Source organism: Amycolatopsis vancoresmycina, from assembly GCF_000716785.1.
GTDB lineage: Bacteria > Actinomycetota > Actinomycetes > Mycobacteriales > Pseudonocardiaceae > Amycolatopsis > Amycolatopsis vancoresmycina.
The window spans coordinates 561983-582423 of the sequence record NZ_JNYY01000008.1; the positions used below are offsets into that span (position 1 = coordinate 561983).

Consider the following 20441-nt stretch of genomic DNA (forward strand, 5'->3'; position numbering starts at 1 on the left):
TCCGGGACGACGGCCACCGCCGTTCCACTCAGTCTTCGTACAGCGGATCGTCCTCGACCCGCACCGCCACCGATTCGACCCGGCCCCCCGGGCGGATGTCCAGCACCGCCGTCCGGTCACGGACCGCCGGCGGCCCCGCGTCCAGGCCGAGCCGGCCGGCGAGGGTGCCGGCCACCCGCCGCAGACCCGCCTCGGCGTCCTCGCCGTCGAGCGCGGGAACCGCCGACAGCAGCGCGACCTCGCAGTACTCCTCGGCCGAGCCGGCCACCCGCGCCGAAACGATCTGCACGAACGACGCGTCCGTGGCCTCGATCTCCGGACCGCACAGCTCCAGCGCCCGGACCGGATCCGCGACCGGGATCCGCAGGTGCACCCGGATGATCAGGTCGGAATCCGCCCTCGGCGTGAAGCCCGGCCGCGTGACGTAGCCGGCCGTGCGCAACTCCTGCCTGCCCCCGGGCTCGGCCGACAAGCTGTACAAGACGTGCCCGTCAGCCTCGGCTTCCTGCCACAACGGCAGCTCGGCGTACCCCAGCGCCGCCAGGTCGCCGCGGAACTCGAGACCACCCGAGTCCACGCCGTACCGAGCGGCGACCGGCGACACGGCCCGCCTCAGGGCAGCCTCGAGCGGCTCCCCCTCGGCCACCGGCACGGACACGAAGAGGGTGACGAGAAACCCCTTCCGGCCGCCCTCGGGGTCGGCACGCCGGATCTCCATCGCCGCGGCCCCGAATTCGCCGGCCACCGACGCAGCGGCACCGGCGGCCGTGGCGAACTCCTCGGTTTCGACGTTCAGACCCAGGCTGACCACAATTTCCGACGCCTGAAACCTCATTTGTGCGTGACACGTCCTTCTGGCGAAATATTCGCATGCCCGTCATCTTTGGCGAAGTAATTCATCTTACCATCGCCGTTCTTGATCTGGACGTCCCACTCGGACTTCTTCGGGTCCCACCGCCAGCCGTTCCCGTACGCGTCTTCGTACATCCCGTCGCGCTTGGGCTTGGCCGGGTTGAACCCCTTCGGGGGAACGAACCGGAGCGGGCCCATGGTCGGGAGCCGCGCGTCCTTCAGCACGCGCATGAACTCCGGTCCCTTTCCGGCGAGGAATTGTTCCGCGTCGCGCTGCATCGTGTTCATCACGCTCAGCGCCCGGCTCTTGTGGTCGAGGGAAAGCCCGGAGAGGTTGTGGCTCACGTTCTCCAGGAACTTCGGCCGGGTGAGGTACGGAGAGAGGAACTTGAAGCCCTTCTCGATCCGGCGCGCGACCTTCGCCAGGTCGGCGCTCGCACCGAGCCCCGGAACGGCACCGGCGGCCGACATCGCCACCCCGGTCCAGTCGCCCTGGAAGAGGCTCATCAGCCCGGAGCCGATGTCGCTCAGCGGCGTCGGATCGAACATGCTCACCAGGTCCAGGAGCACACCGGCCAGATCGGCGAGCGACATCCCGCCTTCGAGGACCATGTCCTGCGGCACGACCGGGTCGGCCTGACCGGTGGGCTCCGGCGGCACCGGCACCGGGTTTTCCCGCTGAGCCTTCTCCTCCGCGTCGCGCTTGTCCGAGAAGATCTTCAGCGCGTCCGCGGCCGCCTGCGCGGCTTCTTCGGCCGACTTGCCGGCCGCGACGGCCGAAGCACGCGCGGCGGCCGCCGATTCCTGCGCCTCGGCCGAGTACACCCGGGCCCGGGCCGCGGACGCCGAGGCTTCGGAGGCCGACTGTTCGGCGGCCTGCGCAGAATTCTGCGCCGCGTTCGCCGCGTCGCGCGCCTGGCGAGCCGAGCGCGCGGCGGCGTCCGCGGACTCCTGCGCCTCGCGCGCGGACTGCGCGGCCTGCTCCGCGTACCCCTTGGCTTCGTCCGCTGCCCGCTTCGCCTGTTCGGCGTAGGCCTGCGCCTCGCCGGCCGCGTTCCGGGCCACGGCCGCCGCCCGGGCCGCTTCGGCGGCTTTCGCCCGGGCTTCGGCCGCGAGCCGGGTCGCCTCGGCGACGTACCGGCGCACCTCGGCCGCGTGGGTCGCGGCGTCGAAGTCCATCCGCTGGGCCTGGTACTGCCCGACCTGGATGAACGTCCGCAGGAAGGACGGCGGGCCGGACAGCGCGACCTGGGCCGCGGCCTGCACCTGCGGACCGCCGGCGCTCATGATCCGGCCGACGGAGATCCGGTCGTCCTGCTCGGCGGCGGTGTACCGGCCGGTCGCGAGGAACTGCTCCACGTCGGCCGGGGTGCCGTTCAGCGCCTGTTGCGCGGCCGACTGCGTGGCCGGGCCGCCGGCGCTCATGATCTGGCCGACCCGGACGCGGTCGTCGGCCACCTTGCCGTCGTAGTACTGGGTGCGCAGGAACTCCTGGACACCGGCGTAGGGCCCGAACAAAGCAGCATCGGCAGCCGTCTTCTTCGCCGGCTTCTCCGCGGTGTCGGCCAGGTACGCCACGCGCGCCCGGTCATCCCGCTCGGCCGCGATCTGACGCTGGGTCCGCACGAACGCCAGCACGTCGGCATCGGCACCGGCCAGCGCCGCTTCGGCCGCCGCCTTCGTCCACGACCCACCGGTCTTGCGCAGCTGGACGGCGATCCTGCGCCCGTCCGCCACCGCCGTCGCGGCCGGCGTGCCCGGCGCCCCGGCCTCGGCGATCAGCCGCTGGGTCTCCTGGTCCAGTCGCGCGGCCTCGGCCGCGTCCCACGCCGCGTCGGCTCTTCGCGTGTCGTAGGCATGTTTCGCCTGCTCGGCGGCTCCGGTGGCCTCGGCGGTGTCGTTCGCGAGCCGATCGGCCTCGCTCTGCCGGGCGGTCTGCTCGATCTTCGCGGCCTGGGTGGCCGCCGCCGTCGCGGCGTCGGCCGCGCGAAGCGATGCTTCGGCGTGGATCGTGGCTTCCTTGGCCGCGTCCTGGGCCTCTCCGGCGTGCTTGGCCGCTTCTTCGGCCGCCGCGGCGGCGGCCTCCGCGTGCCCGGCCGCCGACCGGGCGGCCCGGGCCGCCTCGGCGGCCTCGCTCGCCGCCTGGTTGGCGAACGACTCCGCGGAGTTCGCGGCCCGGTTGGCTTCCGCGGCCTTCCGCTTCGCCGTGGCCGCGGCGTTCCTCGCGCGCTGGGCTTCCGCACCGGCCGCACCCGCGTATCCGGCGGCCTCACTGGCCGCGGCCGCCGCGGCGTCGGCGTTCGCGCCGGCGCTCCGGGCCGAACCGGCCGCGGAGGCCGCGCTCGTCGCGGCGGCGCCGGCCGCGGTGGCCGCATCCGCGGCGAGATTGGCCGCCGCGGCGACCGCCCTGGCATCCACGGCCGCCTGCCGGGCCTCGTCGGCCTTGCCGGCGTCACTGGCCGCCGCGGCGGCGGAGTTCCGCGCCCGGATCGCGGCCTGACCCGCGGCCGCGGCGGCCGAAGCGGCCTTCGCCGCGGCGTTCGCCGCGACCCGCGCCGCCTGGTTCGCCGCGTTGGCCGCCGCGATCGCGGCCTGCGCCGCGTCCGCGGCGCGCCCGGCCGAATCGGCGGCGCGGCCGGCCGCTTCGGCCGCGCGCCCGGCGTCGTTCTTCGCCGCCTCGGTTTCCTGGGCCGCTCGCTGTGCCGCTTCCTTGGCCAGCCGGGACGCCTCGACCGCGCGAGCCGAAGCCTCCTTGGCCGCTTCGGTCTCGCGGGTGGCCTGCTCACCCGATTCCTTGGCCAGCGCGGCCAGCTGCGCCACGGAGGTCGTCTCCTGGTCGCGGGCCCGCGCGAGGTACTGCCCGCTCCGGAGGAACTCCTTGACGTCGTCCGCCGTACCGCTGAGCGCGATCTGCGCCGCCTGCTGGACGTTCGGCCCGCCCACGGCCATGATCCGGCCGACCAGGACCCGGTTGTCCCGCTCGGCCGGGGCGAACTGCCCGGTCGCGAGGAACTGCCAGACGTCCTCGGCCGTGCCGCTGAGCGCGGCTTGCGCGGCCTCCCGGACACCCCGGCCGCCGGTGCTCATGATCTGGCCCACCCGGACCCGCATGTCCTGTTCGAGCGGCGCCCGCCAGCCGGTCTCGAGGAACGCCGTCACGTCGGCGGGTGTCCCGTTCAGCGCCGCCTGGGCGGCTTCCCGGAGCCCACGGCCCCCGACGCTGATCAGCTGGCCCACCCGCACGCGGTCGTCCTGCACCCGGACGGCGGCTTCGCCGGTCCGCAAGAACTCGGCGACGTCGGCGTCGGATCCGGCCAGGGCGATCTCCGCCGCCCTGGCCACCCCCGGCGTCCCGGTCTGCACGATCGTCAGCACCCGTGCCCGGTCGGAAGCGGTGCCCGCAGGCGTGTCGGCACCGGCCACCGGCCCCGCGCCCGCTGTTCCCGCCACCAACGCGCCGACCACGGTCAGCACCACGAGGGCGCGCCGTGCCGGCGCGCCCGCAAGTCTGAGTCCCACCCTGTTCGATCCCCTCGAATGAACGCCTGATGATCAGCCGAGGGCTGACGATAACCGCAGACCGGTGAATCGGGCCAGCGGCTGTCGAATCTCTCACCCCGTTGCCGGAGACAAAATTTTGTCAATCCACTAATCGCGGAAGGAAAACGTTAGCAACTTCGAGTAAAGAGTGATCAAAGTCATAGTTATGTAAGGTTTACCCGCAGGGAATCGGCTCGTTATCTCGCCTGCATAGCGTTTTGCCAGGGGGGCGTTTCGTCGTGCCATGCATCTGCATCGGCACCGTTTCCCCTTGCTTTCTTTGCTTCGGAGGAACGGTCAACCGTGCATTCTGCTGCCAGACGTATCGCCGCTTTCGGCGCCGGCCTGCTGGGCGTCGCCGCCCTTGCCGCCACCATCATCGCCGCTCCCGCGGGCGCGACCGGCGGATCGGCCGCGGACGACACCCCGCCGCCGATCGTCGAGACCTACGACTACCCCGGGGCCGCCCGGATCTTCGCGGAGCGGAACATCACCCTTCTCAAAGGCGACGGAAACGTCCAGCTGGCGGACTGCGCGAGCGGCGGCAACCTCATCGTCGTCCAGAGCTACAAAACCAAGGGCGACGCCTGTTTCCGCGTCCTGAAGGCGCCCGGCTACGTGACCATGCAGATCCCGGAGACGTACTTCATCATGGGTGACACGCACACCGCGAAAGCCACCCTGACCGCCAAAACGGCGACCGAAACCGTCGACATCCAGCCCGGCAAGTGGACGCCGGTGGGCGAGTCGCTTCCGAACCACGATCCGGCCGCGCTTCTCGAGATCCGGGTGACGGCGTAGCGGAAATGCCGCAGCAGATCACCCCGATCTCCCACCCAGCTCCTGCAAGTCCGCAGGCCGAACCGAGGACGAATTCCATGCGTACGCATTTCCGGAGAACGGTGACCACCGCGACGGTGATCCTGGCGGCCGGCCTGGTGACCGCGATGCCCGCGGCCGCCGTCCCGGGCCCCGCCGCCGGCTCCGCCTTCACCGCCAAGATCACCCTGGACGGCCGGGCCTGCAGTGGCGCGCTCGTCGAACCCGCGCTCGTGCTCACCGCCGCGAGCTGCTTCCCCGACAACCCGCAGGGCGGGACCCCCGCGAAGGCCACGACCGTCACGGTCGGCAGCCACACCGCGAAGGTGACCTCCCTGATCACGCGGTCCGACCGCGATGCCGCCCTGGCCCGGATCGACACCCCGATCACCGACGTCGCCACGGTGCCGCTCGGCTCCGCCGCGGGCGTCCCGGCTCCGGCGGAAGAGCTGACCCTCACCGGCTGGGGGCGGACGGGCACCGAGTGGGTGCCGAACGAGGCGCACGCCGGGAAGTTCAAGGCGTCCGCCGGCACCGCCACGGCCCTGTCGCTCACCGGCGTCGACGGCATCGACGCCTGCAAGGGTGACGCCGGGGGCCCGGTCGTCCGCCAGGGCGGCACGATCGTCGCGGTCGCCGGTGCGTCCTGGCAGCACGGCTGCTTCGGCGAGACCGAGACCCGGCAGGGCACCACCGCGACCCGGGTGGACGACCTGACCGGCTGGATCCGCGACCAGGCGATCACCGGCACCGCCAAGGCGATCGGCCACGGCGTCACGCTGTCCTGGACGCCGCTCGCCGCCTCCGACGACGCGACGTACTCGATCTACGCCAGCTCGAACGGTCCCGCCGCCGTCGCCGCGGAGCAGCTCGTCGGCACCACCAAGGCGACCACGTTCCTGCACTCGGCCACGGCCCGCAAGACGTGGTCTTACCTGGTCAAGGCGTCGAACGGGGCCGCGAGCCCGCAGTTCACCGCCACCACGAGGACCCGGTCGCTGACCGACTTCACCGGCGACGGCAAGGCCGACATCGGCACCTTCACCCGCGGCTCCGCCGGGGACGTCTTCGTGGCCGGCTCCGACGGGACGAAGTTCACCGGCACCAGCGTCCTGTGGCACGACCGGTTCTCGGTCGGCTCGGAGATCCCGCTCTCCGGCGATTTCAACGGTGACGGCAAGGCCGACGTGGCCACCTTCGCCCGCGGAAGCAGCGGCGACGTCTACGTCGCCCTGTCCGACGGCACCAAGTTCGCCGGCAACGGCGAGCTGTGGCACGACTACTTCGGCATCGCCGACGAACTCCCGGCGGTCGGGGACTTCAACGGTGACGGCAAGGACGACATCGCCGTCTTCATCCGCGGCACCGCCGGAGACGTCTACGTCGCCCTCTCCGACGGCACCAAGTTCGGCGCGAGCCGGCTGTGGCACGGCGACTTCGGCTACAACGCCGAACTGCCCTACGTCGGGGACTTCAACGGCGACGGCAAGGACGACATCGCCGTGTTCACCCGCGGCACCGCCGGAGACGTCTACGTCGCTCTCTCCGACGGCACCAAGTTCGCCGGCAGCGGCGTGAAGTGGCACGACTACTTCGGCATCGCCAACGAGACCCCCGCCATCGGGGACTTCAACGGCGACGGCAAGGACGACATCGCCGTCTTCATCCGCGGCACCGCCGGAGACGTCTACGTCGCCCTCTCCGACGGCACCAAGTTCGGTGCCAGCTCGATCTGGCACGAATACTTCGGCATCGCCGACGAAATCCCCGCCACCGGGGACTTCGACGGCGACGGCAAGGACGACATCGCCACCTTCGTCCGCGGCACCGCCGGCGACGTCTACGTCTCGCTGTCGACCGGCGCGAAGTTCGGCGCCAGCTCGCCCTGGCACGGCAACTTCGCGTTCACCAGCGAGGTTCCCGTCCCGCGGGCGATCCCGATCCTCTAGGCCGGGCCGCCGGCCTCCGGGACCGCGGTCCCGGAGGCCGGTTACCGACTTCGGTAGGTTCCGAAAATCCTTCACGGCTCTTACGTTGGGCTCGCCGTCCCGTTCGGGGCGGATATCCGGATCACCTGGGCCGAAGGGCATTTTCATGCGAATGTCGAGGGCTGTAGCCGCGGTGGGAGCTGCCGCCGCGGCGCTGAGTCTGGTCTCAGCGGGGATTGCGGACGCCCAGCAGGACATCATCGGCGGGAGCACCGTCTCCTCCGCGCCGTGGGGCGCCCAGATCTACTGGAACAACGTGACGACCTACGGCGGCTTCGAGTGCTCGGGGACGATCATCGCCCCGCAGTGGGTGCTCACCGCACGGCACTGCCTGAACTCGCCGGGCATGCACGTCAAGGTCGGCAACGTGACGCTCCAGCAGGGCACCAACGCCACCGTCGACCAGCAGAAGGCGTCCCCGAACGGGGACATCGCCCTGCTGCACCTGACGACGGCGGTCAGCACCACCTACATGAAGCTCGGCACCGGCAACCCGCCGACCGGATCGACCAACCAGATCTACGGCTGGGGCCGCACGCAGGGCAGCAGCCCGCCCTCGAGCACCCTCAAGACCGCCAACGTGCGCGTCACGGGCCTCAGCTCGGACGCCTTCGGCGGCACGGCGATCGCCAGCCAGGGCGTCAACGGCTCGGCGTGGCACGGCGACTCGGGTGGCCCGCAGCTGTACAACGGCGCGCAGGTCGGGGTGTGCTCCACGGGGAACAACTCCGGTTCGAACCCGCAGGGCACGCAGAACTACGCGAGCATCGCCTCCAGCCGCAGCTGGATCCGCACCACCGCCGGCGTCTGACGAGCGCGAGCGTGCCGCGCGCCGCCGGCCGGCGCGCGGCATACTCTCGCTCCATGAAGTTCCGCACCACCGTGCTGCTCGGCGGCAAGACCGCGACCGGCCTGCCGGTGCCCGACGCCGTCGTCGAGGCGCTCGGCGCCGGCAAGAAGCCCGCGGTCACCGTGACGCTGCGCGGGCACACCTACCGCACGACGGTCGGCAGCCGCGGCGGGCAGTTCCTGGTGCCGCTCAGCGCCGAAAACCGCGGGGCGGCCGGCGTCGCCGCCGGTGACGACGTCGAGGTCGAGCTCGCCCTCGACACCGCGCCCCGCGAACTCGACGTCCCCGCCGAGCTGGCCGAAGCGCTCGCCGCCGACGACACCGCGCGGGCCCGGTTCGAGAGCCTCTCCTACAGCGCGAAACAGCGGTTCGTGCTGCCCATCGGCCAGGCGAAGACCGAGGAGACCCGGCGTCGCCGGATCGCCAAGGTGATCACCGACCTGCGCGCCGGAACGTAGTCAGTCCACAATGGACGCCCGCAGTGCCGCCTTGTCCGGTTTTCCCGACGGCGCAACGGGAACCGCGCCCACGAAGCTGAACCGCGCCGGGACCGCCGCCTCCCCCAGCTCGGCCGCCACCGCCTTGGCCACCTCGCCGAGGTCCGGCTCGCGGCCCGGCGCCGGGACCAGGAACGCGTGCGCCGCCTCGCCGGTGCGCTCGTCGGGCACCGCCACGACGTAGGCCTGATCGACGTCCGGGTGCGCCGCGATCGCCCGCTCGATCGGGCCGCAGTAGTGGATGACCGCGTTGACGATCACCACGTCCCGTGCGCGGCCCGACAGGTGCAGGTAGCCGTCGTCGTCGACGAACCCCAGGTCCTGGGTGCGCACCCAGCCGTCGCGCAGCACCTCGGCCGTGGCCGCCTCGTCGTGCCAGTAGCCCGCGAACGCCGACGGGGTGCGTACCCAGACCTCGCCGTGCCGCGTCGCGATTTCCACCGTGTCACAGGCTTTTCCGACGGAACCGAGGCCCTGATCGGCCCGGCAGATCGTCAGCATGCCCGTCTCGGTCTGGCCGTACGCGTGGTGCATCGCCGGCCCGATCCGCCCGGCCGCCTCGGCGAGCTTGTGCGGTGGCACCGGCGACCCGGCCACGATCAACGTCCGCAGCGCGCGCAGGTCGACGTCTTCGCCGCGCAGCACGTCCAGGAGCTGGTTCAGCCGCGGTACCGTCGTCAGCGCCGCCGTGATGCGCAGCTCCGGCAGCACCCGCGCGAAATCCAGGTCCCCGCCGGGGATCACCGCCGTGCCGCCCGCGAACAGGCACACCCCGAGCTGCTCGACCATCACCGCGCTGGCGAGCGTCCCGAACAGCAGGTACCGCCCGAACCCCGCGCCCAGCCGCTCGTGCGCCGAGCCCGGGACCGGCGGCCGCCACACCCGGCCCTCGGTCAGCGCGCGGTAGCTGTAGGCGACGCCCTTCGGGACGCCGGTGCTGCCGCTGGTGAACACGACCGTCGCGATGTCGTCGAGCCGGCCCTGCGGCTCCGGCTCGGCGTAGGTTCCGAGCAGGCTCGCCACCGGCAGCACCGGCACCGCGGCGTCCACCGGCCGGTCGGCGACCACCGCCGCGACGTCGCCGAGGATGTGCCGCAGCTGGGCTTCCGGCAGCCCGGGCCGCACCGCGACCGCGCGGGCGCCGAGCACGTGCACCGCGACCAGCGCGGCGAACCCCTCCGGCGTGACGCCGGTGGCGAGCCCGACGCCGTCGCCCGGGCCCAGCCCGGCCGCCCGCAGGCCCGCCGTGATCCGGCCGATCAGGTCCCGCAGCTGCCCGCGGGTGGTCACCCGCGGGCCGTGTTCGAACGCGGGGACCGCCGGGCGGCGGGCCAGCTCGTCCAGCAGTGCCTGCGGGTGGACCATCTCGACCGCCTTTCGCCCGGGAGGTCCCGGTCTACCGGGCGGATCTCAGAATTTCGGCAGAAACGGCCTCCCGCCGGGGAAGCGAGCGCAGCGAGAGCGTGGCCGCCACGGCGACGGCCGCGATCAGGCCGGTGGCGGCGGCGAGCGTCCAGAAGTCCGGGTGGACGATCGACTGGCCGCGCCGGGCCTGCCAGGTGAGCAGCACCAGCAGCCCCGCGTAGCCGGCGCCCGCGGTCCGGACCAGCCGGCGGCGGAGCAGGTCGGACTCCAGCACCGGGAACCGGCGGGCCAGCAGGAGCAGCCCGAACGCGACCAGCGGCAGCGCCTGCAGGCCGTGGATGCCGATGAAGTGCGGGATCCGCAGGTCGCCGCCGACCGTGCTCCAGCCGGTGATCGGCAGCCCGGGGCCGCCGTCCTCGACCCCGACCGAGTGCGCGCCGAACGTCGAGTACTTGCCGTTCGCCTCGAGCACCGCCTGCTGGGCCGGCGTGGGCGAGAACATCATCGTCGCGACGTACATCCCCAGCACGGCGAGCGCGCTGCCCCAGCGCAGGGCCGACCGCAGGGCCCGGTCCGGGATGCGCTGGAAGAGCAGGAGGACGGCGACGGCGGCGGTCATCAGCCACGCCGTGTAGGCGCCGCCCGCGACGACGTTGTTGATCGCCGCGTCCGTCGGCGTCGACTGGTTGAAGTGCAGCGTGCGGCCGCGGACGATGATCTGCCACACCAGCAGCACGAAGTCGAGGCCGATGCCGGCGGCGAAGAGCGTGCCGAACCACCAGCCGGCGCGGCGGCCGCGGCGCACGTGCGTCAGCAGCCAGGCCAGCGTCAGCGCGTACAGGCCGATGGAAACCGAGAACTTGAACGGCTTGAGCCAGATCGGCGCATTGACCAGCGTGCGATCATCGAAGAGGAGCCCGAGCAGCGAGACCGCGCACAGCACCCCCATCGCCCCGGCGAGCACCACCAGCGGGCGGTGCCACGCGCGGACCGTGACCAGCGGATTTCCCTTGTCTGCCATGGCACCAAGCCTGGCGTGCGGGCCCTCCGGGGTCACTGGAGCTCGCCACCGTCGGCGGGGTATGGCGGGCCCTACCGCCGGGGGTGTGGGTAATAGTGCCGTCAGTGCGACCGGCAGTTGTGCCGTTTGACCACACAGACCTCTTTTCTAGCGTGACTTTCACACCGCGCGGACCACCGCGCCCGGGGAATTCGCTTCAGGAAGGAGGTGGCCCGTCGATGTCCAGTCCGGGATTCCAGGCAGATTCCGCTGCCATGACGCGCGCCGTCCAGGGTTTCGAGGAAACCGCGACGAACGCCAAGTCCACGATGGCCAGCTTGGAGTCCGAGCTGACCGAGGCCCTGCGCAACTACAAGGGTGACCAGGCCGTGGCCTTCTGGGACCTCCAGCGGCGGCTGCAGGAGAAGATGACCGCGGCGGTGAAGGAGCTCGACACGATGTCGCAGCTCGTGCACACCAGCCACGCGAACTACGGCCGCGGCGACGCCGACGTCCACCAGAGCTTCCAGGGGGTCGGCCACACCCTCGAGGGCTCGGGCGTGCTCCCCCGCCTCAACCCCTGACCCGAGAGGACGCCCACCATGGCCGACGTCGTCGAAATTAACTTCGCCGCGCTGCAGCACAGCTCGGCTTCCCTGGCCGCCAAGGCCAAGGCGCTCACCTCGCAGCTGGAGCAGCTGCACCAGAACCTGCAGCCGATCACCGCGACCTGGTACGCCTCCGGCAGCTCCGCCGGTGACGCGGCCCGCCAGGCCGAGACCCGCCTGCGCCAGGCGACCGCGGACATCGTCGCGATCATCGCGCAGTTCGGCGGCAAGGTCGGCGAGGCGCACGACCTCCAGCAGTCGCTGGAGAACCGCAACCAGGGGCTGTTCGCGGGCTGACCCGCGCCAAGACGTCGGTCGGCCGGTGCGGGAAACCCCCCGCTCGCACCGGCCGACCGGCTTTCCCGTACCGCGACCAGAGAGCCGGGACCCGATGCACGACCAGTCGTACTACGTCCACCTGGAATCGCTGAAGGACTTCGTGCGGGAGCTGGAGACCCAGATCCACGCGATGTCGAAACCGAACGACTTCCTGCTCACCCTGGGCGAAGAGCCGCTGTTGTTCGGCGAGTTCGGCGAGGCCGGGTCGCTGGCCGACGCCCACCGCGCCGCCGTCTCGGAGATGCAGGGCCTGCTCGACCAGGTCCGCAGCGCGATCGGGTTCGCCCAGGACGTCACCACCACGGTCGCCGACGGTTACTCCAGCGCCGACCAGGCGGTGGCCGGGGACCTGCACGCTTCGGGCGCCGTCACCGGCCTGCTCGACCCGGTGCTCGGCCTGCTGGGCGGCGGGGACACCGACGGGAGCCGCAAGGGATGACGAAGAACACCGCGCACACGAACTTCGCCGCGTACAGCCACCAGCAGCTGTACGCGATGCTGCAGGCCGGCGACCCGAACAGCGCGCGGCACGCCGCCGACAAGTGGAAGTCCGCCGCCCTGCACCTGCACGAGCAGGCCCACAACCTGAACTCGGAGCTGACCGAGTTCAAGGAGCAGTGGACCGGCGGCGCGGCCGAGCAGTACCAGCACATGATCATCGACCTCGCGAACGGCATCTCGAAGGTGGCGCAGACCGCGGAGGCGATGAACGTGATGCTCGGCGACGCCGCCGACGCGCTGGTGAAGGCCAAGAAGGAGATGCCGCCGCCGGTTTCGGTGCCGGACGTCGCCCCCGCCGACGTGGCGCTCGCGGTGAACCCGCCGCTGCTGCCGCCGGACGCCTCCCCCGCCGTCGTCCAGGCCGCGGCGCAGCAGCGCCAGCAGGCCATCGCGAACGTCGAGGCCCAGCAGGCCGCCGCGAACGCCGCCGGCTCGGCGCACGGCAAGGCCATCGTCGTCATGACCCAGCTGGCCGGCGAGTACACCGTCGCCGAGGACTCGATCCCGGCTTCGCCGAACGCCGTCCAGACACCCACCACCCTGCCGTCCGGCGGGGGCGCGGGCAGTGTCGGGGCGCCGAACCTGGTCGGCAACGGCATGACCGGGCCCGGCGTCGTCGTGACGCCGACGGACGGGCACCCGCTGCCGTCGACGAACCTGCCGCGGCCGGGGACGACCGTGCCGACGTCGAACCCGCTGTTCGGCGACATGTTCACCGCCGGGCTCGCCGCGGCCTCGGCCGCCGCGTTCGGCCGGTTCGGCTCGATCATGCCGAAGGTGCCGTCGTGGGCCACCGGCAAGGACCCCAAGGACAAGAAGGACGAACCGCCCGGCACGAAGCTCGGCGGGGGCGGCGCCGGCGTCGAAGGCGGCACCGGCGGCGGCATCCCGATCGGCGGCGGTGACGCGCCTTCGCTCGGAGGCGGCGGCGGGGTCTCGGTCGGCGGCGGCGGGCTTTCCGGTCCCGGCGAGGTCCCGGCGGCGCACTCCGGACTGGCCGGCGACGGCGGCGCGGGCAACGCGCTGAGCGGGCTCGCCGGCGGCGCGGCCGGGGCGGCGGGCGCGGCGGCCGCCAAGAGCGCGATGCCGATGATGCCCATGATGCCGATGGGCATGGGCGGCGGCGGGGACATGGGCTCCGGACGGCGGATCCCGGCCTGGCTGGTGGAGACCGAGAACGTCTGGGGCCAGTCGGCGCCGGTCGCGCCGCCGGTCATCGGCGATGACCCGGAAGCGTACTGACCCCGTCGTGAGTGGTAAGGCGGGTTCTAACCCGCCTTACCACTCACGACCCTTGCGGCGGAACGGGAGGCGGCCATGACGGCGGCGGGCTATCGCGTGGCGCCGGCCCGCCTCGACGCGGTGGCCGGCGAGTCCGGCTCCCGCGCCGAGGCGCTGTCCGGGGCGCAGTCCGCGGTGGCGGGCGAGAAGGTGCCCGCCGCCGCCTTCGGCCAGGTGAGCGAGTCCGCCGCCGCGGCCAAGACGTTCGAGAAGACCATGGCGGAACTGGCCGGGAAGCTCGAGTCGAGCGTGTCCCGGCTGCAGACGATCCAAAGTGGACTGACGGCGTCGGCCGCGGGGTACCGGCGGGCGGACGCGCAGGTGGCGGCGATGTACCGGGCGCTGCTGCCCGAGGATCCGTTGCCGCGCGCGGGAAATCCGGCCGGGATCGGCGGCGCGGCCGACAACGGGGCGTGGGCGCACGCCATCGCGGACAACCGCGTGAAGGTCGCCGACGCCCTGACGGCCGAGCGCGCGCGGCTGGCCGCGTTGACCGATCCCGAGGCGATCGCGCGTTCGCAGTCGCGGATCAAGCTGTACGAGGACATCCTGGCGCACGACCGGCAGATCCTGCGGTTCGATCCCGCGGGCAACGGCCGGATCGCCGAGCTCGTCGGGCACATCGAGCCGGGGACGCGCAACGTCGGGCTGTTCGTGCCCGGCGTCAACACGCAGATGTCGAACTTCGACGCCTACGCCGGCCTCGGGCGCAGCCTGGTCGCCGCGGACCCGGCCGGGCGCACCGCGGTCGTGGTCTGGGCGGACGGGGTGTTCCCGCAGGGCCCGGTGGCGCGGGGGCCGGACGCGAGCTACGCGCAGGCGATGGCGCCGGACCTCAAGTCGTTCGCCGACGACCTGCGCGGCGAGATCGCCGGCCACGCCGGCCCCGGCGTCACGCTCACCGCGATCGGGCACAGCTACGGCGGGGCGACGGTCGGGCTCGCCGAGGCGCACGGCCTCGACGTCGACCGCGTCCTGCACGTCGAGTCGGCGGGGATGGGGCACGGCGTGTGGTCGCCGTCCGACCTGCCGCCGAGCCAGGCGGGCGTCCAGCGGTACTCGATGACGGCGCCGCTCGACCCGATCGTCCTCGCCCAGGGCAACGCGTGGGGCCTGGAGTGGACCGGCATCGGGCACGGCGCGGACCCGGACGTCTTCCCCGGCGTGACCGAGCTGCCGACCGGCAACGACGCGGACGGTTCGGCGCTGTGGGGCGTGTCGTCGCACAATGACGTGCTGAAGCCGGGTTCGGACTCGTGGACGAACATGTACCGCGTGCTCACCGGCGACGGGAGTGTGCTGCCGTGAACCCGGAACTCCGCCGGCTGGGAGCCGAGCTGACCTCGGTGATCGACGACGTCGCGGCGGCCTTCGGCGGCCCGGCGGACCGGACCCTGGACGGCGAGCTGGACTGCGACCCGATCAACCCGGGGAACCTGCTGTGCTGGCAGTACGGCGTCCGCCTGGAGGCCCCGGCCGCGCCCGAGGACAGCCTGGCGTCACTGGTCCCGGCGTTGCACCGCGACGGCTGGGAATCCCACGACCGCAGCACCCCCCGCGAGCACATCACCCGCTTCTCCCGCGACGGCGCGGACTTCACGATCCACGTCACCCGAGCCGGCCACGCAGTGGCAATAGTCGGCTCAACCCGCCCCCTCCCCGCCCAACCGTAATGCCCCGCCAATCACGCATGATGCCCCTCCAATCACGCGAGATGCCCTTCTAATCACGCGAGTTCCGCCTTCAATCACGCGAGTTCCGTCCCGGATCACGCGAGTCGTCCGTCCAGGTACGCGAGTCGTCCGGCTGGGTACGCGAGTTCGCTGTTCCGGTACGCGAACTCGCGTGATTGGGCAGGCATCTCGCGTGATTGAGCAGGCATCTCGCGTGATTGGCGGGGCATCTCGCGTACCGGGAGGGTCGGTCAGGGGGTGAAGCGGGAGGGGCGCCAGCCCCGGCGGCGGGCGCGGCGGACGGCCGCGACCGCCACCCCCGCGGCGGCGGCCAGCGCGACCCCGGCCAGCGCGATCGTGCCCGCCGCGACGTCGGAGCTGCGGGGCGCCGGGGCCGCCGCCGGGACCACGGCGGGTGCCGTGACCGGGACGGGAGCCGCGCCGGGCGGGGGGACGTCGGCCGGGAGGGTGGAGGACACCGCCGCGTAGGCGTCCAGGACGCCCCAGCCCAGCCGCGGGTCGTGGGTCCCCGACGGCGGGCGGTGGGCCGTCAGCGTCAGGCGCGTGACGACCTGGTCGCCGGACAGCTCCGGGTGGTACGCCCGGACCAGGGCCGCGACGCCCGCGACGTACGCCGCCGCGAGGCCGGGGTCGGTCACCGGCCAGCGGTGCGCCACCGCGCCGCCCGCCCCGGCCGACGTGCTCACCAGGTCCGCGCCCGGCGCGGCCACCCCGACGTGGTCGCCGGCTTCGGTCTGGACCGGTTCGCCGGCCGGGTTCACCGAGCCGACGGCCAGGACCCCGGACGTCGCCGTCGGGTACGTCCGCGCGCCCTGCTGGGTCGCCGACGCCGCCGAAACGACCACCGCTCCGGCCGAACGCGCCCGCGAGACCGCCGCCGACAACGCCGGGCTGTCGGCCGCCGCCGGCACCGCGACCAGGATGACACCGGCGTGGCGGTCCACGGCCGTGTCGATCGCCCCGGCCAGCGCGCCGGGGTCGCCGCCGTCGGACGCCGTGTAGCGCAACGGAAGCAGCCGCACGCCGGGGGCGACGCCGGCGAACGTCGTCGACGGATTCGGTTGGGCGCCGACGATCCCGGCCGCGATCGTGCCGCGGCCGTCGCAGTCGGTGCGCTCGGTGCCGGTGCCGCCTTCGAGCTGGCCGGGCCCGAACTGGGCGTTCTGCCCGTCGACGCCGGTGCCGACCACGGCCACCAGCTGGCCGTCACCCCGGGTCAGCGGCCACAGCCGCGCCGGGTCGACCAGCCGCTGGCCCCACGGCACTTCGCCGGTGTAGGTGCCGGACGGGTTCGCGCACCCTTCGCCCAAGGCCGCCGGTGCGCCGACAACGCCGGACGCGCCCGAAGCAGCCACCAGGCCCGCGACCGCGAGCACCGCCGGTAACCGCACCCCAACCCCCGAACCGGAAGACGGTGGCGGACAACGATTCCGCCACCGTCAGTCTAGCCCGGAAACCCGCCTCAGCGAAGGTCCATCCCGAGGTCCAACGCGGGCGAGGAATGGGTCAGCCGGCCCACCGACAGATAGTCCACACCGGACCGGGCGAACGCGTTACCACGGTCGAGCGTGAGCCCACCAGAGGATTCCAGCCGCGTTTTCGGCGAGACTTCGTCGCGGCGCGCCACCGCCCGGCGGCACTCCTCGGGCGTGAAGTTGTCCAGCAGCACCTCGTCCGCCCCGGCGGACAGGGCCTCCTCGAGCTGCTCCAGGGTGTCGACCTCCACCTCGCAGGCCAGTTCCGGCGCGTGCGCCCGGGCCGCGGCCAGCGCTGCCGTCACCGAACCCGCGGCGACGACGTGGTTGTCCTTGATCAGCACCGCGTCGCCGAGGCCCAGCCGGTGGTTAACCCCGCCGCCGCAGCGGACGGCGTACTTCTGCAGCAGCCGCAGCCCCGGCAACGTCTTGCGCGAGTCGCGGATCGCGCACCCGGTTCCGTCCACTTCGGACACCCAGGCGGCGGTCGCGGTGGCGACGCCGGAGAGGTGGCAGAGCAGGTTCAGCGCCGTCCGCTCGGCGGTGAGCAGCCCGCGCACCGGCCCGGCCAGCACGAGCGCCGGCTCCCCGGCGACCAGCCGGTCGCCGTCCTCGCGCCGGGCCAAAACCTCGTAGCCGTCGCCCAGCACCATGTCGAACACCGCCAGCGCCACCGGCAACCCGGCGATCACGCCGTCGACCCGCGGCGTCAGTTCCGCGACCGCGACGGCGGATTCGGGCACGGTCGACGCCGTCGTCGCGTCCGGCCCGTACCGCAGGTCCTCGCCCAGCGCCGTGGACACCACGCGCTCGACGTCTTCGACGTCCAGGCCGGCCGCGGCGATCAGGCGGCGGACCGGTTCGGAGATGGGGAAGGTCATGCCACGCCCTCCAGGGGGATCGGGTCGGCCAGCACGGGCTGGCCGGACGGGCTGAGCCGGATGAGCTGGCTGCGCCGCCAGCCCTCGTCGGGCCCGGGGAAGTCGGACCGCACGTGGCAGCCGCGCGACTCGGTGCGCCGGACGGCCGCGGCGAGCAACGCCTGCGCCACCACGGTCAGCGCCGCGTCCTCCACCCCCGCGTGTGTCCACAGTGCAGTGTCCGAAAGAGACAGATCGAGCACCGACCCCGCTGCCGCGAGCCCGTCGGCGTCGCGGCCGATCGCCGCGTACCGGCTCATCACGCGCTGCAGGGAGTCGCGGTCCGCCGCCGGCGCGGAGGTCCAGGACGGCAGCCGGCCCCGCGCCGGATCGGCCAGCAGCCCGGCCGCGAGGTCCGCCGCGACGGCCTCCGCGACGCGCTGCCCGACGACCAGGCCTTCGAGGAGGCTGTTGGATGCCAGCCGGTTCGCCCCGTGCAGGCCGGTCCGCGCGACCTCGCCCGCGGCGTACAGACCGGGCACCGACGAGCGACCGTCCACAGTGGTCACCACGCCACCGCAGGAGAAGTGCGCCGCCGGGGTCACCGGGATCGGGTCGGCGGCCGGGTCGAGGCCCAGCGCCGCGCACGCCGCGAACACCGTCGGAAACCGCTGCGCGAACCCGGGAATCCTGGTCGCGTCGAGGAAGACGTGGTCGTCGACGCCGCCCGCCCCGGTTGCCATCCGGCGCGTGATGGCCGCCGCGACGACGTCGCGGGGCGCCAGGTCGCCGAGCGGGTGCACGCCCGCCATGACCGGCGCGCCGGCGGCGTCGACCAGTGTCGCGCCTTCGCCGCGCACGGCTTCGGTGACCAAGGGGCAGCGTCCCCGCGCGCCCGGGGTGTACAGGACGGTCGGGTGGAACTGGACGAACTCGATGTCCGCCACGGTCGCCCCGGCCCGCAGCGCGAGCGCGAGGCCGTCGCCGGTGGCGATCTCCGGGTTCGACGTCGCCTGGTAGAGCTGCCCGATCCCGCCGCTGGCCACCAGCACGGCCGACGACCGGACGACCCCCGGAACGCCGTTCCGGTCGAGCACGGTGACGCCCGCGACGCGCCCGCCCGGGGTGCGCAGCGCGTCGACGGCGATGTGGTGCTCCAGCACCGGCACCCGCGCCTGCCCGGCCTGCGCGACGAGGGCCCGTTCGACTTCGGCGCCGGTGGCGTCACCGCCCGCGTGGATCACGCGGAACGCGCTGTGCCCGCCCTCGCGGGTCCGCGCGAGCAGCCCCGACGCCGCGGCGTCGAACCGGGCGCCGTCCGCGCGCAGCTGGGCGACCGCGGCCGGGCCGCCGTCGAGGATCGAACGCGCGGCCACCTCGTCGACCAGCCCGGCACCCGCGGTGAAGGTGTCCTGCGCGTGCTTTTCGACGGAGTCGTCGAGGTCGTGCTCGTTTTCCAGCACCACGGCGACACCGCCCTGGGCCCAGCGCGTGTTGCCGTCCGCGACCGCCGCCTTGGTGACCACCAGGACGTGCAGGCCGAGCGACTGGGCGCGCAGCGCCGCGGTCAGCCCCGCGACGCCGCTGCCGATCACGACGAGATCCGCACGGGCTTCCCAGACCGGGGTTTTCGCCTGTGGGTCATTAACCGGCGTGGTCATTCGCCGCCGCCCGGCTGCCCGATCTCGATCATCCGCTGCACCGACGCCCGCGCCTTCGCAGCCGTTTCGAGGTCGACGTGGACCTCGTCGAGGCCGTCACGCAGGCACCGCAGCAGGGCCGCGGGGGTGATCATCTTCATGTACCGGCAGGACGCGCGGTCGTTCACCGCGCGGAAGTCGATGCCCGGCGCGGCCTTGCGGAGCTGGTGGATCATGCCGATCTCGGTGGCCACCAGCACGGTCTTGGCCTTGGTGTCGCGGGCCTCGTGCACCATGTCGCCGGTCGAGAGGATCTTGACCCGCTCCGGCGCCACGGCCCCCTCGCCGGCCAGGTAGAGCGCCGACGTCGCACACCCGCACTCGGGGTGGATGAACAGGTCGGCGCCGGGGTCCTCGGCCGCGCGCTCGGCCAGCTCGGCGCCGTTGATGCCGGCGTGGACGTGGCACTCCCCGGCCCAGATGTGCATGTTCTCCCGGCCGGTGACGCGCTTGACGTGCGCGCCGAGGAACTGGTCCGGCAGGAAGAGAACTTCCTGGTCAGCGGGGATGCTGGCGACGACGTCGACCGCGTTCGAGGACGTGCAGCAGATGTCGGTTTCGGCCTTCACCTCGGCCGTGGTGTTGACGTAGGAGACGACGACCGCGCCCGGGTGCTCGGCCTTCCAGGCGCGCAGCTGCTCGCCGGTGATGGAGTCGGCCAGGGAGCAGCCGGCCCGCGCGTCCGGGATCAGGACCGTCTTCTCCGGCGACAGGATCTTCGCGGTCTCGGCCATGAAGTGGACACCGCAGAAGACGATGGTGGACGCGTCGCTGCTCGCCGCGATGCGGCTCAGCGCCAGCGAGTCGCCGGTGTGGTCGGCGATGTCCTGGATCTCCGGGACCTGGTAGTTGTGCGCGAGCAGGACCGCGTCGCGCTGCTTCGCCAGGCGCCGCACCTCCTCCGCCCAGGCCGCGTTCGCCTCGACCCCGCCGAACGGGGTGAGACCTTCCGGAACCAACGTGGTGGTCATCGGGCCCTCCTGGACCTGTCTCCGGTTTTCGCCTTACAATCGAAAACCGTGCGAAGTCATCTTAACACCCAGGCCCCCCTGGCCCACGAGGTTTTGGGCGC

Annotated in this window: 18 protein-coding genes; 10 read left to right on the top strand and 8 right to left on the bottom strand. The window is 72.9% G+C overall.

All coding sequences use genetic code 11. From position 1 onward, the window contains the following. Positions 1–28: 28 nt before the first annotated feature. Together OO60_RS22360 and OO60_RS22365 are read right to left on the bottom strand one after the other, a co-directional pair. Positions 29–835 (bottom strand): hypothetical protein, encoded by an 807-nt coding sequence (locus OO60_RS22360; RefSeq protein WP_155848949.1) that lies wholly within the window; start codon positions 833–835, stop codon positions 29–31. Beyond that, positions 832–4371, bottom strand: a complete 3540-nt coding sequence (locus OO60_RS22365) for a polymorphic toxin type 17 domain-containing protein (protein ID WP_081911242.1) — start codon at positions 4369–4371, stop codon at positions 832–834. The genes OO60_RS22360 and OO60_RS22365 overlap by 4 nt, the downstream gene beginning before the upstream one ends. A gap of 324 nt (positions 4372–4695) precedes the next feature. Between OO60_RS22365 and OO60_RS22370 the strand changes: the two genes are divergently transcribed. The 4 genes from OO60_RS22370 to OO60_RS22385 all read left to right on the top strand — a co-directional run bounded on the left by OO60_RS22370 (position 4696) and on the right by OO60_RS22385 (position 8507). Further along, a complete protein-coding gene (locus OO60_RS22370) occupies positions 4696–5193 on the top strand; it encodes a hypothetical protein (protein WP_003082846.1) in 498 nt (165 codons plus the stop codon). A gap of 77 nt (positions 5194–5270) precedes the next feature. Beyond that, the gene (locus OO60_RS22375; RefSeq protein WP_033261986.1) at positions 5271–7160 is read left to right on the top strand and encodes an FG-GAP-like repeat-containing protein; all 1890 of its coding nucleotides are present in this window, start codon (positions 5271–5273) and stop codon (positions 7158–7160) included. Positions 7161–7305: 145 nt separating this feature from the next. Next, positions 7306–8010 carry a S1 family peptidase gene (locus OO60_RS22380; RefSeq protein ID WP_420835530.1) on the top strand — a complete coding sequence of 235 codons (705 nt, stop codon included), beginning with the start codon at positions 7306–7308 and terminating at the stop codon, positions 8008–8010. Between the two features lie 53 nt (positions 8011–8063). Further along, positions 8064–8507, top strand: coding sequence for a YdeI/OmpD-associated family protein (locus OO60_RS22385; protein ID WP_003057466.1), 444 nt, complete (start codon positions 8064–8066; stop codon positions 8505–8507). Here the strand turns inward: OO60_RS22385 and OO60_RS22390 are convergent, their stop codons facing one another. Both OO60_RS22390 and OO60_RS22395 read right to left on the bottom strand, forming a co-directional pair. Further along, complete coding sequence (locus tag OO60_RS22390; RefSeq protein ID WP_003057463.1) at positions 8508–9911, bottom strand: class I adenylate-forming enzyme family protein; 1404 nt, start codon at positions 9909–9911, stop codon at positions 8508–8510. Positions 9912–9942: 31 nt separating this feature from the next. Then, a complete protein-coding gene (locus OO60_RS22395) occupies positions 9943–10932 on the bottom strand; it encodes a hypothetical protein (protein ID WP_003057461.1) in 990 nt (329 codons plus the stop codon). Between the two features lie 218 nt (positions 10933–11150). On the opposite strand from OO60_RS22395, the gene OO60_RS22400 reads away from it, so the two are divergent. The 6 genes from OO60_RS22400 to OO60_RS22425 all read left to right on the top strand — a co-directional run bounded on the left by OO60_RS22400 (position 11151) and on the right by OO60_RS22425 (position 15313). Continuing rightward, on the top strand, positions 11151–11495 hold the full coding sequence (locus tag OO60_RS22400; protein ID WP_071831485.1) for a WXG100 family type VII secretion target: 345 nt from the start codon (positions 11151–11153) through the stop codon (positions 11493–11495). Positions 11496–11513: 18 nt separating this feature from the next. After that, on the top strand, positions 11514–11816 hold the full coding sequence (locus OO60_RS22405) for a hypothetical protein (protein ID WP_003057455.1): 303 nt from the start codon (positions 11514–11516) through the stop codon (positions 11814–11816). Between the two features lie 94 nt (positions 11817–11910). After that, positions 11911–12297 carry a hypothetical protein gene (locus tag OO60_RS22410; protein WP_003057444.1) on the top strand — a complete coding sequence of 129 codons (387 nt, stop codon included), beginning with the start codon at positions 11911–11913 and terminating at the stop codon, positions 12295–12297. Further along, positions 12294–13601, top strand: a complete 1308-nt coding sequence (locus OO60_RS22415; RefSeq protein ID WP_033261987.1) for a WXG100 family type VII secretion target — start codon at positions 12294–12296, stop codon at positions 13599–13601. Before OO60_RS22410 ends, OO60_RS22415 begins: the two co-directional genes overlap by 4 nt. A 75-nt stretch (positions 13602–13676) precedes the next feature. Then, entirely contained in the window at positions 13677–14948 is a 1272-nt protein-coding gene (locus tag OO60_RS22420) for an alpha/beta hydrolase (RefSeq protein ID WP_033261988.1), read from the top strand. Further along, the gene (locus OO60_RS22425) at positions 14945–15313 is read left to right on the top strand and encodes a hypothetical protein (protein ID WP_033261989.1); all 369 of its coding nucleotides are present in this window, start codon (positions 14945–14947) and stop codon (positions 15311–15313) included. Before OO60_RS22420 ends, OO60_RS22425 begins: the two co-directional genes overlap by 4 nt. Positions 15314–15564: 251 nt before the next feature. Here OO60_RS22425 and OO60_RS22430 read toward each other — a convergent pair whose 3' ends face one another. From OO60_RS22430 to nadA, 4 genes are all read right to left on the bottom strand, one after another. Next, on the bottom strand, positions 15565–16710 hold the full coding sequence (locus tag OO60_RS22430; protein WP_033261990.1) for a S8 family serine peptidase: 1146 nt from the start codon (positions 16708–16710) through the stop codon (positions 15565–15567). A gap of 86 nt (positions 16711–16796) precedes the next feature. Continuing rightward, complete coding sequence (gene nadC / locus OO60_RS22435; protein WP_033261991.1) at positions 16797–17690, bottom strand: carboxylating nicotinate-nucleotide diphosphorylase; 894 nt, start codon at positions 17688–17690, stop codon at positions 16797–16799. Further along, positions 17687–19330 (bottom strand): L-aspartate oxidase, encoded by a 1644-nt coding sequence (locus tag OO60_RS22440; protein ID WP_081911243.1) that lies wholly within the window; start codon positions 19328–19330, stop codon positions 17687–17689. Before OO60_RS22440 ends, nadC begins: the two co-directional genes overlap by 4 nt. Beyond that, a complete protein-coding gene (nadA, locus tag OO60_RS22445) occupies positions 19327–20340 on the bottom strand; it encodes a quinolinate synthase NadA (RefSeq protein ID WP_003062480.1) in 1014 nt (337 codons plus the stop codon). Before nadA ends, OO60_RS22440 begins: the two co-directional genes overlap by 4 nt. Positions 20341–20441 lie beyond the last annotated feature (101 nt).